Here is a 14,676-nt window from a genome sequence, read left to right as displayed (position 1 = left end):
TGTGTGGGTTATGTGACTGCCGCCACATTGTCGGGGTCGAGCATGGCGCGTACCGGGCGGTCGTGTCAATCGTTGTCGATAACGTTTTCGTAGATGGTTGCCGGATGCCCCAGGTGGGCTAGTGTCGAGCCATGAGCACGCTCGACCAGCCCCGCCCCCGCCGTGTCACGATCACCGACGTGGCCCGGGAAGCCGGGGTCTCGGTGGCCACCGTCTCCAAGGTGATCAACGAGCGCTACGGAGTCAGCGAGGCGACCAGCGAGAAGGTCCTCGCGGTGATCGACGAGCTCGGCTACCAGTCCTCGCTGATCGCCTCGAGCCTGCGCCGCAAGTCCACCGGCGTCATCGGCGTGCTCGTGGCCGAGTTCGAGCCCTACTCCGCCGAGCTCCTCAAAGGGATCTCGGCGGCTCTGGACGGCACCGGCTATGAGCTGTTGGCCCACGCCGGGCGCACCGGCGCCCACAACCACACCGGTTGGGAGCGCCGCTCGCTCTCCCGCCTCGGTCACACCCTGATCGACGGCGCGATCGTGGTCACGCCGTCGATGATCATCACCGACGAGACCACCATCCCGGTCGTCGCGATCGACCCCCACACCGGACCGGACGGCCCGATGACCGTCGACGCCGACAACGTCACCGGCGCCCGGCTCGCCGTCGACCATCTGGTCGGGCTCGGCCACCGGCGCATCGGGTTCCTCGGCGGGCGCCCCGACCTCCGCTCCGCCGGCCTGCGTGAGCAGGGCTACCGTGAGGCCCTCTACGAGGCGGGCCTGAGCGTCTCCCCCGACCTGATCCGGGTGGGCGGCTACCACCCCGAGCTCGCCGAGGCACCGGCCCGCGAGCTGCTCTCGCTCCCGGCCAGCGAACGGCCCACCGCCATCTTCGCCGCCAACGACATCTCCGCGATCAAGGTCATCGAGGTCGCCGGCTCGCTCGGCCTACGCGTGCCCGAGGACCTCTCGGTGATCGGCTTCGACAACGTACCCGAGGCCCGCGACGCCACTCCCCCGCTCACCACCGTCGCCCAGCCGCTCCACGAGATGGGCCGGGCCGCGCTCGGGTTCCTGCTCGAACTGCTGGAGGGCAAGCAGACCGAGCGCCACCTGCGGCTGCCCGCCGAGCTGGTCGTGCGCAGCAGCACCGCGCCGCCGGCGTGAACCTTCAGCAGGGTATGCAGCGAAAGGCGCACATCCCGCGCGGAGTTCCGCTGGGGATGTGCGCCTTCGCCTGCATACCGTGACGAAGGAACGCCCCGCTACACGTGCCCGGTAGCCGATGCCCGGCGCCGGGAGAGCGCGTCGACGCTCGCAGCGACCAGGAGGACCAGGCCGGTGACCATCCACACGGTGCCCTGGGGCTGGTCGAGCAGGCCCATCCCGTTGTCGATGACCGCCACCACGGTGCCACCGATGACGGCGTCGATGACCCGGCCCTTGCCGCCGAAGAGCGAGGTGCCGCCGATGACGGCGGCGCCCACGGCGTACAGCAGGGTCGTCTCGCCGCCCGTGTTCGGGTTCACCGAGTTGGTCCGGCTGGCGATCATGATGCCGGCGACCGCCGCCATGGTGGAGCAGAGGATGAAGCACGACAGGCGCACCCGGAACACGTTGATCCCGGCCCTGCGTGCCGCCTCGGCGTTGCCACCGACCGCGTAGACGTGCCTGCCCCAGCCGGTGCGGGTCAGCATGAACGTGAGCATGATCAGCAGCCCCACGATCACCACCAGCGAGACGGGTACCCCTTTGAGCGAGGTCAGCGCCGGGTTGCGGCTGCGCTCGACGGAGAGGTAGCCGACCACGGCGAGCACCACGACCGTCAGCAGCCCGGTCTTCAGCGCCCACAGCAGGATCGGCTGCACGGTGAGGTTCTTGGCGCGGCGGCGCGCATCGGTGACGTACGTCGAGCCCGCATAGCCCACGATGCAGACGACGCCGAGCACCCAGCCGAGCCAGACCGGCAGGTTGGAGTTGTTGAGGCCGTTGATGAAGTCGTTGCGGATGGGGATCGTCCCGCCCTCGCCGATCATCGTCAGGAGCACGCCCTGCAGCCCGAGGAACGCGGCCAGCGTGACCACGAACGACGGGATCCCGAGCCTGGCCACCAGCAGCCCGATGAGCAGGCCGATCAGCGCCCCGGTGAGGAGAGCCGCCAGCAGCGCCGGGACCAGTGGCCACTCCTGCCGGGTCAGGCACACCCCGAGCACCCCGGCGCACGTCCCGCCCGCGAACCCGGCCGACAGGTCGATCTCGCCCAGCAGCAGCACGAAGACCAGGCCCATCGCGAGCACGGTCACGCCTGCCGACTGGCCGATCAGGTTGGCGAAGTTGAACGAGTTGGTGAACTGCTCGGGACGCAGCGCGGAGAAGACCACGACCAGCGCGATCAGACCCAGCACCGCCGGCAGCGAACCGACCTCGCCTCCCCTGAGCTTGGCCATGTAGGCCCGGAAGATCCCGGCAAGCGAGTTGTCGGGCTCCGGGTCCGGTGCCGCAGCGATGGTCGGGTCATCGGTGTCGATACTCATGCCGCACCTCCCTCGGGAACGACGCCCGTGGTGATCGCCTGCACCACCCGCTCGCGCGTGGTGGAGGCGGCCTCGATCTGCCCGACCATGCCGCCCAGGTACAGGACCGCGATGTCGTCGGCGACCTCGAAGACGTCGTTGAGGTTGTGGCTGATCAGCAGGACGCCGAGACCCCGGTCGGCCAGGCGACGAACGAGCCGGAGCACCTGCTCGGTCTGCGCCACGCCGAGAGCCGCGGTCGGCTCGTCGAGGATGACCAGCTTCGAGTTCCACAGCACGGCGCGGGCGATCGCCACGGTCTGGCGCTGGCCACCGGAGAGGGAGGCCACCGGCGTACGCACCGATTTCAGCGTACGCACCGAGAGACCGTCGAGGGTCTCGCGAGCGCGCTGCTCCATGCTGTCCTCGTCGACCAGCCGGAGGCGTTTCATCTCCCGGCCGAGGAACATGTTGTGGACGACGTCGAGGTTGTCGCACAGCGCGAGGTCCTGGTAGACGACCTCGATCCCGAGCGCGGCGGCGTCCTTGGGGTTGGTCACCTTCACCGGCTCTCCCTCGAAGAGGTAGTCACCGGCGTCGAAGAGATGGATCCCGGCCATTCCCTTGACCAGGGTGCTCTTGCCTGCGCCGTTGTCGCCGACGAGCGCGGTGACCCGGCCCGCCTGCACCGAGAGGTCCACTCCGCGCAGGACCTGCACGGCGCCGAAGGACTTCTCGACGCCGTGCAGCTCCAGCAGCGAACTCACTGAGGCACGCCGTTCTCGGTGCACAGGTCGGCGATCGCGCCGGCGCACACCTCGGCGGCGTCGGCCTGACCGTCCTCGATGACCGTCTTGACGCTCTCCTTGGTGACCCAGACGGGCTCGGCGAGCACCGAGGGCACGTCCTTGCCTGCCTCGGTGTCCTCCACGGAGCCGGTGGCCAGCTCCGCGGCGGCGTCCTCGTCACCCTCGATCAGCGCGATCGCCAGGTCGGAGGCAGCCTTGGCCTCGAGCTCGGTGTTCTTGTAGACGGTGCCGCACTGGAAGCCCTGCAGGATGTTCTGCAGACCCTCGACCGAGGCGTCCTGGCCGGTCACCGGGATCTTGCCCTGCGCGTTGTTGGCCTTCAGCCGCGCGATGATGCCGCCGGCCATGGTGTCGTTGGCGGAGACCACGCCGTCGATCTTTCCGTCGTTGGCGGTGTACATCTGGTCGAAGACCTCACCGGCCTTGGTGGCGTCCCACTCGCCCGACTGGTCACCGACGAGCTTGTAGGTGCCGTCGGCGATCTTCGGCTCGAGCGCCTTCTCGTAGCCCGACTTGAACAGGGCCGCGTTGTTGTCGGTGGCCGCGCCGTTGACGTAGACGATGTTGCCGCCGGTCTTGCCCGCTTCGGTGATGCACGCGTCGAGGCCTGCGCCCATCAGCTCGCCGACCTTCACGTTGTCGAAGGAGACGTAGTAGGAGGCGCCGCCGTTGAGCGTCAGCCGGTCGTAGTCGATGCTCGTCACGCCCGCGTCCGCCGCCTTCTTCAGGCAGGCCGCGCCCGACTCGGAGTCGAGGTTGGTGATGATGATGACCTTGACGTTCTCGTTGATCATGCTGTCGCACAGCTGACCGAACTTCGCGGTGTCGCCCTGGGCGTTCTGGATCGTGGCCTCGAGGCCGGCATCGGCGAACGCCTTCTCGAGGTTGGGCCGGTCCTGGGACTCCCATCGGGGAGACGTGGTCGCGTCGGGCAGGATCACTCCGACGTCGGTGCCGCCCGAGTCTCCCGAGTCGCCATCGTCATCCGAGCCTCCACATGCCACGAGCGATGCGGTCGACAGGGTCGCCACCGCTGCGACCGCCATCAGGCGGCCGATCTTGTGCGTGTTCATCGTCGAACTCCTCAGTCCTGGGTGTGATCTATGTCACGTCGGGGTGCAACCTATCTCCTTCAGCAGCGATATGAAGCGGTTCTGAGGAGATCTCGACGGCGGATTGATAACGGCCGTACGCCTTCACGTCACCGCTGCTCGTTACGGTGCGACGGCTCCCACCCGTCAACGCCCACTAGAACAGCGATCACGTGACCGCCATCTTGGATTTCCGCACGCCCACGACCAGCCGGGCCGACAGCGATCCCAACAGCCCCAAATCTGGGCACACCTCTGGACACATCAGCGAGATCCACGGCCTGCGCGGCATCGCCCTGGCGCTCGTGGTCGCCTTCCATCTCTTCGGCAACGGCCGGGTCTCGGGCGGGATCGACGTCTTCCTGGTGATCTCCGGCTTCCTCGCCACCCGGTCGCTGGTGGGCAGGGCCGAACGCAACCAGGTGAGGCTGGGCGAGCACTACGGACGTACGTTCGCGCGGCTCGCCGCGCCGGCGCTGATCGTGCTGGCCGCGACGGCGGCGCTGATGGTGGCCTTCATGCCGCAGACGCTGTGGGCGCAGACCACGCGCGAGATCGTGGCGGCCGCGACGTACACGCTCAACTGGGAGCTCATCGCCAGCCAGCTCTCCTACGGCGCCGCCGGGCCGTCCTCGACGCCGGTGCAGCACTTCTGGTCGCTCGCGGTGCAGGGGCAGTTCTTCCTGCTGTGGCCGCTGGTGGTCGTCGGGCTCGCCCTGGCCCTCCGCGTGGTGGCCCGCGGCCGACTGCGCGGGCGGCTCAGCCTCGCGCGGGTGCTGTTCGTGCTGACCACGGTGGCTTTCACGCTCTCCTTCGCCTACGCGATCAAGGTCTCCGGGACCGACCAGGCGGCCGCGTACTTCAACTCCCTCACCCGCTTCTGGGAGATCGCCGCCGGCGCCCTGGCCGCGCTCGCTCTGCGGCGCCTGAGCCTGCCCGAGACGATCAAGCCGTACGCCGCGTGGACCGGGCTCGCCCTGGTCGTGACCTGCGGTTTCGTGATGGACGGCGCCGACCACTTCCCGGGGCCGCCGGCCCTGTGGCCGGTCGCGGGGGCGCTGCTGGTGATGGTCGGCTCCACCCCGTCACCGCGTGGGCCGCGGCGCCTGCTGGAGACACCTCCACTGCGGTTCGTCGCCGACATCTCCTACGAGCTCTACCTGTGGCACTGGCCGCTGCTGATCGCCTGGCTCTACTACAGCGGCGAGGAGCGGCTCACCATCGCTTCGGCCGCCGGCGTGCTGATCGTCTCGATCCTGCTCGCCTGGGCGACCAACCGCCTCGTCACCCGCCAGGTCCAGACGTACGTCATCAGACCCGGCGGTCCACGAGCCCTGGTCGCCACCCTGGCCGCCCTCGTGGTCGCGGTCGGGGCCGGCTGGAGCGGGCTTGCCGCGATCGACCACTCGGAGGACAGGGCGATCGCGGCGGCGGCCCGGCTCGCCACCGCCGACCCGTTCACGACCGAGTGTCTCGGTGCGTCCGCGCTGGAGGTGAGCTCCGCGGAAGGCTCGTGCCGCAACCCCGACCTGCGCGGCCAGCTGATCCCGGCGGTGGCCGCGATCGGCGCGGACGACGAGAACCGGGGCGAGTGCTGGTCCTTCGAGGAGCGTCCGGTGCGCTTCACCGCCTGTCCGAACGGGACGGTCGAGGGCTACCAGAAGCGGCTGCTGATGGTCGGCGACTCCCATGCGGTCGCCCCGGTCGGCGCGCTCGACCTGATCGGCGACCAGCGCAACTGGCGCATCGACGTCGCCGCCCGCGCCGCCTGCCACTGGAACACCCGGCCGCTCGGGCAGAACATCTCCGACAACCGCCCCGCCTGCGCGGAGTGGAACCGGCAGCTCGAGGCCTACCTGCGCGCCCCCGAACAACACGACCTCGACGCGATCATCGTGACCCACTCGGCCCGCAAGACGACCCAGCCGCTGGCCGGCGAGACGCCGTACGAGTCCACGGTCAACGGTCTGGTCGAGGCCTGGAGCCACCGGCCCTCGAAGCGGGTCCCGGTGATCGCGCTCGTCGACAACCCGATGTTCGAGCCCGACAACGCCGCCTACCTCCGCACCACGCTGGGCTGTATCCAGCGGCACTCCCCCGAGACCGCGGGCGAGGCGTGCGGGCGGCCGCGCACCGACGTACTCGTCGAGGACCCGCACCGTGACGCGGTCCCGCGCGATCCCAACGCGCACCTGGTCGACCTGACCCGCCTGTTCTGCGGGGACGAGGTCTGCCCGGCGGTGATCGGCAACGTCATCGTCTACCGCGACGGCAACCACATCACCTCGCGCTACGCCCGCACCCTGGCGCCCTACCTCAGCCGGGAGCTCGCCCGGGTCATCGGCTAACGGGCCACGGCGAGCGCGTCGATCTCGACGAGCATCTCCTCACGCGGCAGGCCGGTCATCACGGTGGTGCGGCACGGGAGGATGCCGCCCTCGGCGACCCGCGAGCCGATGAACTCGCCGTAGGCCTCGTTCATCGCGGCGAAGTCGTCGCGGGTGGTCAGGTAGACCCGGAGCATGAGTACGTCCTCGAAGCCCGCGCCGGCGGCGGCCAAGATGGCCTCGACGTTCGCCAAGGTGCGGACGGTCTGGGCTTTCACGTCGCCGGGGAACAGGTACTCGTTCGTGGCGGGGTCGACCGGGCCCTGGCCGGAGACCTGGATCAGGCCGCCGCGGACGACCCCCTGGGAGAAGGTGTGCGCGGGGGCAGGGGCCTGGTCGGTGGAGATGCAAATGTCGGACATGTGGTTCCTCTCGGGTGGTGTCATGAGCTCCGGCCGGCCCAGTCGGCGGAGATCGCTTCAGTGGCGGCGAGGAGCTGCGGCACCAGGGCGCGCACCCCCTCGCGGGGCAGGATGACGTCGGGCACGGAGACGGAGACCGCGGCGACCACGCGCCCGGCCTCGTCGCGTACGGGCGCCCCGACGCAGTTGATGAAGTCCTCGTGCTCGGCGGCGTCCTCGGCCCAGCCCTGCTCGCGCGTGCGGGCGAGCACCTCGCGGTAACCCGCCGCGTCGGCGATGGTGCGGCTGGTGAAGGGCCGGAACTCGATGCCCGCGATCACGGCGTCGCGCTCCCCCGGCGGCAGGTCGGCGACCAGCACCTTGCCGACCGCGGTCGCGTGCAGCGCGGCGGGCAGACCGACGCGGGAGTACATCCGCACGGCGTGGGTGCTCTCCACCTTGGCCAGATAGATGGCCGTGCCGTTCTCGTACGCAGCCAGGTGGACGGCCTGGCCGCCCGTCTCGGCCGCGAGCCGGGCCAGGTGGGGCTGGGCCACGTCGCGGATCGCGTGCTGGGCGAGCGCGGCGCCGCCGAGCGCGAACAGCCGGGAGCCGAGGTGGTAGCGCTGGCGGTCGTCGCGGCGTACGAAGCGGTCGGCCTCCAGGGTGTGCAGCAGCCGCATCGCGGTGGTCTTGTGGACCTCGAGGCTGGCGGCCACCTGGTCGAGCGAACGCTCGCCCTCACCGAGCTCGATGAGGATCTGCAGCGCGCGGGAGAGACTCTGGCTCATCGGATCCCCTCCCGCACCGCGAGCGCCGGGGAGTCGATGCCGGGGGCGCTGACCCGGGTCGCGGCCCAGTCGCTCTCGGAGCACTCCAGCAGCCGCGAACGTACGTCCTCGGGTGGCGGTGTCGCATGGTCACCGGCCACGGCCAGCACGCCCGCGGCGACCAGGTGACCCTGGCGCAGTCGGCCCACCGGACCGGCGCCGTCGACGAGTGCGGCGAGATAGCCGGCCGCGAAGCCGTCACCGGCGCCCACCGGCTCCACGACATCGACGCGGAGAGCGGACACCTCGGTCGTGCGCCCGTCCGGGTCGTGCTCTCCAGCGGCGTGCGAGTCGGCCTTGATCACGAGCCGCGGCCGCTGGCCCACGAGCTCACGCAGGTCCTCAGGGGTGTCCGCGCCGAGCGCCGCGCGAGCCTCGTCGGCGCCGAGCAGGACGACGTCGGCCGCCCGGAGCAGATCGAGCAGGGGCGTGGTGTCGCGGCCGGCCCATAGCGCCGGACGCCAGTTGAGGTCGACGCTGAGCAGGAAGCCGAGCTCGTCACGCAACGCCAGCAGGCGGGCGACCAGCGCCGAACCCTCCTCGAGGATTCCGAGGGTGATGCCGGAGGTGTGCACGACCTCGGCCGTGGCCAGCACTCGCGCGACCTCGGGGCGATCGAGCAGATCGGCGTCCATCGCGGCCGCCGCGGAGCCTGCCCGGTAGTAGTGCATGCGGCTGCCGCCGGGGGCGGGCTCCTTCAGGTAGAGCCCTGTGGGCCGCTCGGGATCGCGCTCTGCCTCGACGTCCACGTCGCGGGCGACCAGGTCCTCGGTCACGACGTCGCCGAACGGGTCCTGGCCGAGCCGCGAGACCCAGGCGGTCCGCACCCCGAGCGCGGTCAGGGCTCCGGCCACGTTGGCCTCGGCGCCACCGACCGAACGGCGCAGGGTCGTCGCCGCGGCGAGCGACTGGTCGCCCTCCGGACGCAGCACGACCATCGCCTCCCCGAGACAGACCACTCGCACGTCTCCGCTACTGCCCACGGATGGAGCTCCTCCCCTGTTGGTTCTCCGCCGAGCCGTTGACGCCCGGTGTGGCCGATGCTACAACTAACGAATCGAATTACGCAATCACTGTTGCATAATGTGCAACGAAGGAAGGACGGGCCATGGATCACCCGGCAGCCCACATCGACACGACGGCCGTCGCGGCACTGCGCGAGGAGCGGGTCGACTGGCGCCACAAGGCGATCCCACCCGCGCTGTGGGGACGTACAGTCACCGAGGTGCTCGAGGCGGCGCCGCGGCTCTCGCAGCTGCCCACGCCCGTGCTCTCCCTCTCGCGGGTCGCGATGAGCCACAACCGTGACGTGCTGGCCGCCTGGTGCGCGGAGCGCGGCATCGCCCTGGCTCCGCACGGCAAGACGACGATGGCTCCGCAGCTGTGGGCCGAGCAGCTCGCCGCCGGCGCCTGGGCGATCACCGTGGCGAACCTCCCCCAGCTCGCCATCGCCCGCGCCTTCGGCCTCTCCCGGGTGATCGTGGCCAACGCGATCGTCTCGCCGCTCACACTGCGCTGGATCTCCGACCAGATCACCGAGGAACCCGGCCTGGAGGTCCTGGTATGGGCCGACTCGCCACGCACGGTGGCCCTGATGCACGACGCGCTCGCGGCCCATGCCGCGCAGGTCGGCACCCGACGCCCGCTGGCCGTCCTGGTCGAGCGCGGAGCCGCGGGCGGCCGCACCGGCGCCCGGGACGAGGCGACCGCCGTCGCCGTCGCCGAGGCGATCGCCGCCTCGCCCCACCTCGAGCTCGCCGGCGTCACCGGCTACGAGGGCGCCCTCGCCCACACCACCGACGCGGCCGCGCTCGGCGTCGTCCATGCGTACGTCGACAGCCTGGTCTCCCTGCACCGGCGGATCTCCGGCCTGCTGCCCGCCGGCCGGACGCCGGTGGTCAGCGCCGGCGGCAGCGCCTACTTCGAGCAGGTGGCCGACGCGCTCGCGCCGCTGGTGGCCGACGAGGAGGCCCGTGTGGTGCTGCGCAGCGGCGCCTACATCACCCACGACGACGGGTTCTACCGCACCATCTCGCCCCTCGGCAGCTCACCGCGGACCACCGGTCCGGGCCTGCGCAGCGCCCTCCACGGCTGGGTGCGGATCTCCTCACAGCCGGAGCCGGGACTCGCGCTCTTCGACGCGGGCAAGCGCGACCTGCCCTTCGACGAGGGCCTGCCCGAGGTCCAGCTCCTTCGGGTGCGCGAGACCGGCTCCCCCGCGACCCCCCTCACCGGCGTCGAGGTGACCGCGCTCAACGACCAGCACGGCTTCCTCCGGTGGGACCCCGACACCGAGGCACCCGTCCTGATCGGCGACGAGCTCCGCCTCGGGCTCTCGCACCCGTGCACCGCCTTCGACAAGTGGAGCCTGGTCCCGGTCCTCGACGACGCCGACGCCGACGACCCGCTCGTCGTCGACCTCGTGCGCACCTGGTTCTGAGAGAGGACCCACCATGACCGACCTCCTCATCCGCGACGCGACCGTCATCGACGGCAGCGGAGCCCCGGCGTTCCACGCCCACGTCAGCATCGACGCCGGGCGGATCACGGGCATCCACACCGGTGCTCAGGCGCCGGCCGCACGGCGCACCGTCGATGCCGCCGGGCGGGCGCTGACCCCGGGGTTCATCGACATGCACGCGCACTCGGACCTGCAGATCCTGGTCAACCCCGACCACACCGCCAAGGTGAGCCAGGGCGTCACCCTCGAGGTCGTCGGGCAGGACGGCCTCTCCTTCGCGCCCGCCGACCCAGCCACGCGAGCCCACCTGCGCCGGCAGATCGCGGGGTGGAACGGCGAGCCCGACGACTTCGACTTCGACTGGGACACCGTCGCCGGCTACCTGGACCGGCTCGACCGCGGGATCGCGTGCAACGCGGCGTACCTCGTTCCGCAGGGGACCCTGCGGCTCATGGTCGTCGGTCCGGACAACCGGCCGGCGACCACCGCCGAGATCGCCGAGATGGCGCGGCTGCTCCGGGTCGGTCTCGAGGAGGGCGCGGTGGGGATGAGCAGCGGCCTGACCTACCCGCCGAGCATGTTCGCCGACGACGCGGAGCTGGCCACCCTGTGCCGGGTCGTCGCCGATGCGGGCGGCTACTACAGCCCGCACCACCGCTCCTACGGGGCCGGTGCGCTGGAGGCGTACGCCGAGATGATCGCCGTGTCCAGGGCCTCCGGGTGCGCCCTCCACCTCACCCACGCGACGATGAACTTCGACCCCAACCGCGGGCGGGCCGGCGACCTCGTCGACCTCATCGACGCGGCCCTGGCCGACGGGGTCGACATCACCCTCGACACCTACCCCTACCTGCCGGGCGCGACCACGCTCAGCGCCGTGCTGCCCAGCTGGTCGACCTCCGGTGGCCCCGATGCCCTGCTCGCGCGGATCGTGGACCCCGGCGACCGCGCCCGGATCGCGCACGAGCTCGACCACGTCGGCACCGACGGCTGCCACGGCTGCGTCACCGACTGGCGCACGATCCAGATCAGCGGCGTACGCAACCCGGAGCTGTCCGGCCACGTCGGCCGCACCGTCGCCGAGATCGCCGAGGAGACCGGTCAGGTGGCCACGGACGTCTTCTTCGACCTGCTCGTCCGCGACCGGCTGGCCACCACGATCCTCCAGCACGTCGGCCACGAGGAGAACGTGCAGACGATCATGCGGCACCGCACCCACTGCGGCGGCAGCGACGCGATCCTCGTCGGCGAGCGCCCGCACCCGCGCGCCTGGGGCACCTTCCCCCGCTACCTCGCCCGCTACGTACGCGACCTCGGGGTCCTCGACCTGGTCGACTGCGTCCACCACCTCACCGGCCGCCCGGCGGCCAGGCTCGGGCTGCACGAGCGTGGCCTCGTCCGGGAGGGGTACGCCGCCGACCTGGTGCTGCTCGACCCCGACACCGTCCAGGACACCGCCACGTTCGAGCAGCCGCGCCAGCAGGCGCGCGGCATCGACTGGGTGCTTGTCAACGGCACCGCCGTCATCGAGGACGGCCACCGCACCGCCGCACTGCCCGGAAGGGCGCTGCGCCGCACCGACGAAGGGACCCGCCCCCGATGAGCCACCCCGTGATCGAGACGCTCCGGGCCGACCAGGCGCTCGTCGTCGTACGCGCCTCGCGGATCGAGGATCCCGTCGCGCTCTGCCACGCGCTGGCCGCCGGGGGCATCCGGACTGTCGAGCTGACCTACACGACACCGGGTCTGACCGACCTGCTCGCCGACGTCGCTGCTCGCGCTGACGACGACATCGTCGTCGGCGCCGGGACGGTGGTCACCGCCGACCAGGCCCGCTCGGCGCTCGCGGCCGGCGCCCGGTTCCTGGTGACGCCCGGCCTGCCGCCGGAGGCGGCCGAGATCGTGGCGCAGGGTCACGCCGCGGGTGCGGCCGTCGTCCTCGGCGCGCTCACCCCGACCGAGGTGCTCGCCGCGACCGCGCTCGGTGCCGACGCGGTCAAGATCTTCCCGGCCCGGGCCGTCGGCCCGCACCACCTCTCCGACCTGCGTGGACCGTTCCCCGAGGTCGCCCTGATCCCTTCCGGCGGAGTCGACGAAGACAACGCCGCGGAGTTCCTGCGGGCCGGCGCCCTCGCCGTGACCGCCGGGACGTCGGTGGTTCAGCCCGCCGACGTCGACGAGGCCCGGTGGGAGCAGATCACCACCAACGCCGCCCGGTTCCGTGCAGCTCTGCGCTGAATCCATCCCCCACCCTCACACGGGAGAACCAACCATGCATTGGCTCCAGACAAGCACGACCGGCCTGCTGCTGCTCTGCGCCGCGGCGATCGCCGTGCTCCTCCTCTTGATCATCAAGGTCAAGCTCGAACCCTTCATCGCGCTCTTCATCAGCGGCATCGGGCTCGCCGTCGCCGCAGGCCTGTCCGTCGAGCAGATGGTGGGCTCCGCCCTCTCCGCGAAGGAGTCGCTCATCGAGACCGGCTTCGGCGGCGTACTCGGCCACATCGCGCTCATCATCGGTCTCGGCACCGTGCTGGGGTCGCTGCTCGAGCGCTCCGGCGGCGCCGACGTGCTCGCCTCGAGGCTGATCGGCCTCTTCGGCGAGCGCGGCACCCCGGCCGCGATGGGCCTGGTCGGCCTGATCTTCGGCATCCCGGTCTTCTTCGACATCGGCATCTTCGTGCTCGCGCCGCTGGTCTACGTCGCCGCTCACCGCGGCGGCAAGTCGCTCGTCCTCTACGCCCTCCCCGTCCTGGCGGGTCTGTCGATGACCCACGCGTTCCTGCCGCCCCACCCCGGCCCGACGGCGCTGGGCGGTCTTCTCGGCGTCGACCTCGGCTGGCTGATCATCATGGGCCTGCTGTGCGGCCTGCCCGCGTTCGCCGCCGCCGGGATCCTCTTCCCGATGTGGATCGCGCCGCGCGTCCAGGTCTCGGTGCCCGACGAGTTCCTGGTCGCCGAGACCGAGGCGGAGCAGGATCAGGCCAGGACGCACGCGGCTCCGGTCTCGCTCGCTCTCGTCCTCGGGGTGATCGCGGTGCCGCTGGTCCTGATCCTCGGCGCGACGTTCGGCACGATGCTGCTCGACCCGGGCCGGCTGCTGAATGTGCTCACCTTCTTCGGCAACCCGGCGATCGCGCTCACGATCGCCGTGCTCCTGGCCTTCTGGCTGCTCGGCCTGCGGCGCGGGATGAGCCTCGAGGAGATCTCGGAGTTCACCGGCGCCTCGCTGCGGCCGGTCGGCATGATCCTGCTCGTCGTTGGCGCCGGCGCCTTCTTCGGCGCGGTGATCTCCGCGACCGGAGTGGGCGCCGCGCTCGCCGAGGTGCTCTCCGACGCCGGCCTGCCGATCCTGCTGCTGGCCTACGTCATCTCCTGCGCGCTCCGGATCGCCCAGGGCTCCGCGACCGTGGCGATCGTGACCACCGGCGGCATCATCGCGCCGACCCTCGGCACCGGCTACTCGCAGCCCGAGCTCGCCGTGATCGCCGTCGCGATCGCCGCCGGCTCGATCATCCTCAGCCACGTCAACGACGGTGGCTTCTGGATCGTGTCTCGCTACTTCAACATGACCGTGAAGCAGACGCTGGCGACCTGGACCGTCCTGGAGACGGTGCTCTCGATCGTCGGCTTCGCGGCCGCCGCCGTGGCCTGGGCGATCGTCTGAGCCCCAGGTCGACCTGCTAGGCCGACGCCCACGCCTGCGCGAGCAGGGCGCGGGTGTCGGTCAGCAGCTGCGGCAGGGTCTTGGTGCGGCCGATGATCGGCATGAAGTTCTGGTCGCCGACCCACCGGGGCACGATGTGCTGGTGCAGGTGGGCGGCGATGCCGGCGCCGCCCGCGGTGCCCTGGTTCATCCCGATGTTGAAGCCCTCGGCCCGCGAGACGTCGGCGAGGGTGCGTACGGCCTGCTTGGTCAGCACCGCCATCTCGGCCGCCTCCTCGTCGGTGGTCTCGACGTAGCCGGCGATGTGGCGATAGGGGCACACCATCATGTGGCCCGGAGCGTACGGGTAGAGGTTGAGCACCACGAAGCAGGTCTCGCCACGGTGGACGACCAGCCCCTCGGCATCCTCGAGGGTCGGCACCCGACAGAACGGGCACTTCGTCTCCGAGGGGTCGGTGGGCTTGTTCTCGCCGCGGATGTAGGCCATCCGGTAGGGGGTCCACAGCCGCTCCAGACCGTCGCCCTCGCCGATGCCGTCCTGGGTGAGTACGCCGTCCATCTCTGTCACGCGGCAAACACTACTT

Annotated in this window: 13 protein-coding genes; 6 read left to right on the top strand and 7 right to left on the bottom strand. The window is 71.0% G+C overall.

Annotated features, from left to right (window positions below):
- Window positions 1-131 precede the first annotated feature (131 nt).
- Window positions 132-1,160, top strand: coding sequence for a LacI family DNA-binding transcriptional regulator (locus tag BLT25_RS01525; protein ID WP_091041215.1), 1,029 nt, complete (start codon window positions 132-134; stop codon window positions 1,158-1,160).
- A 98-nt stretch (window positions 1,161-1,258) separates the two neighbouring features.
- Here BLT25_RS01525 and BLT25_RS01520 read toward each other — a convergent pair whose 3' ends face one another.
- The 3 genes from BLT25_RS01520 to BLT25_RS01510 are packed head-to-tail and all read right to left on the bottom strand — an operon-like array spanning window position 1,259 to window position 4,388.
- Window positions 1,259-2,527, bottom strand: a complete 1,269-nt coding sequence (locus BLT25_RS01520) for a sugar ABC transporter permease (RefSeq protein ID WP_091041214.1) — start codon at window positions 2,525-2,527, stop codon at window positions 1,259-1,261.
- Window positions 2,524-3,273, bottom strand: coding sequence for an ATP-binding cassette domain-containing protein (locus BLT25_RS01515; RefSeq protein ID WP_091041212.1), 750 nt, complete (start codon window positions 3,271-3,273; stop codon window positions 2,524-2,526). Before BLT25_RS01515 ends, BLT25_RS01520 begins: the two co-directional genes overlap by 4 nt.
- Window positions 3,270-4,388: a sugar ABC transporter substrate-binding protein gene (locus tag BLT25_RS01510; RefSeq protein ID WP_091041211.1), complete on the bottom strand. Its 1,119-nt coding sequence runs from the start codon at window positions 4,386-4,388 to the stop codon at window positions 3,270-3,272. The genes BLT25_RS01515 and BLT25_RS01510 overlap by 4 nt, the downstream gene beginning before the upstream one ends.
- Before the next feature lie 191 nt (window positions 4,389-4,579).
- Here BLT25_RS01510 and BLT25_RS01505 point away from each other — a divergent pair, with 191 nt between their 5' ends.
- Window positions 4,580-6,754: an acyltransferase family protein gene (locus BLT25_RS01505; protein ID WP_091041209.1), complete on the top strand. Its 2,175-nt coding sequence runs from the start codon at window positions 4,580-4,582 to the stop codon at window positions 6,752-6,754.
- Here BLT25_RS01505 and BLT25_RS01500 read toward each other — a convergent pair.
- The 3 genes from BLT25_RS01500 to BLT25_RS01490 are packed head-to-tail and all read right to left on the bottom strand — an operon-like array spanning window position 6,751 to window position 8,947.
- Window positions 6,751-7,155 (bottom strand): RidA family protein, encoded by a 405-nt coding sequence (locus BLT25_RS01500; RefSeq protein WP_091041207.1) that lies wholly within the window; start codon window positions 7,153-7,155, stop codon window positions 6,751-6,753. The two genes, BLT25_RS01505 and BLT25_RS01500, sit on opposite strands and share 4 nt — an antisense overlap.
- Window positions 7,156-7,175: 20 nt before the next feature.
- On the bottom strand, window positions 7,176-7,925 hold the full coding sequence (locus BLT25_RS01495; protein WP_091041206.1) for an IclR family transcriptional regulator: 750 nt from the start codon (window positions 7,923-7,925) through the stop codon (window positions 7,176-7,178).
- Window positions 7,922-8,947: a sugar kinase gene (locus BLT25_RS01490; RefSeq protein WP_256328399.1), complete on the bottom strand. Its 1,026-nt coding sequence runs from the start codon at window positions 8,945-8,947 to the stop codon at window positions 7,922-7,924. Before BLT25_RS01490 ends, BLT25_RS01495 begins: the two co-directional genes overlap by 4 nt.
- 125 nt (window positions 8,948-9,072) lie before the next feature.
- On the opposite strand from BLT25_RS01490, the gene BLT25_RS01485 reads away from it, so the two are divergent.
- Genes BLT25_RS01485 through BLT25_RS01470 form a run of 4 tightly spaced genes read left to right on the top strand, consistent with a single transcriptional unit; the run spans window position 9,073 to window position 14,092 of the window.
- On the top strand, window positions 9,073-10,404 hold the full coding sequence (locus BLT25_RS01485; RefSeq protein WP_091041204.1) for a type III PLP-dependent enzyme domain-containing protein: 1,332 nt from the start codon (window positions 9,073-9,075) through the stop codon (window positions 10,402-10,404).
- A gap of 13 nt (window positions 10,405-10,417) precedes the next feature.
- The gene (locus BLT25_RS01480) at window positions 10,418-12,028 is read left to right on the top strand and encodes an N-acyl-D-amino-acid deacylase family protein (RefSeq protein WP_091041203.1); all 1,611 of its coding nucleotides are present in this window, start codon (window positions 10,418-10,420) and stop codon (window positions 12,026-12,028) included.
- Complete coding sequence (locus tag BLT25_RS01475) at window positions 12,025-12,663, top strand: bifunctional 4-hydroxy-2-oxoglutarate aldolase/2-dehydro-3-deoxy-phosphogluconate aldolase (protein WP_091041201.1); 639 nt, start codon at window positions 12,025-12,027, stop codon at window positions 12,661-12,663. Before BLT25_RS01480 ends, BLT25_RS01475 begins: the two co-directional genes overlap by 4 nt.
- A gap of 34 nt (window positions 12,664-12,697) precedes the next feature.
- Complete coding sequence (locus tag BLT25_RS01470) at window positions 12,698-14,092, top strand: GntP family permease (protein ID WP_091041200.1); 1,395 nt, start codon at window positions 12,698-12,700, stop codon at window positions 14,090-14,092.
- A gap of 16 nt (window positions 14,093-14,108) precedes the next feature.
- On the opposite strand, the gene BLT25_RS01465 is transcribed toward BLT25_RS01470, so the two are convergent.
- Window positions 14,109-14,651, bottom strand: coding sequence for an HIT family protein (locus tag BLT25_RS01465; protein WP_091041199.1), 543 nt, complete (start codon window positions 14,649-14,651; stop codon window positions 14,109-14,111).
- Window positions 14,652-14,676 lie beyond the last annotated feature (25 nt).

This window comes from Nocardioides sp. YR527 (assembly GCF_900101045.1).
In the GTDB taxonomy this organism is placed as follows: Bacteria; Actinomycetota; Actinomycetes; order Propionibacteriales; family Nocardioidaceae; genus Nocardioides.
Note: the sequence above shows the minus strand (reverse complement) of the source record. Positions and strands in the feature narration are given on the sequence as shown.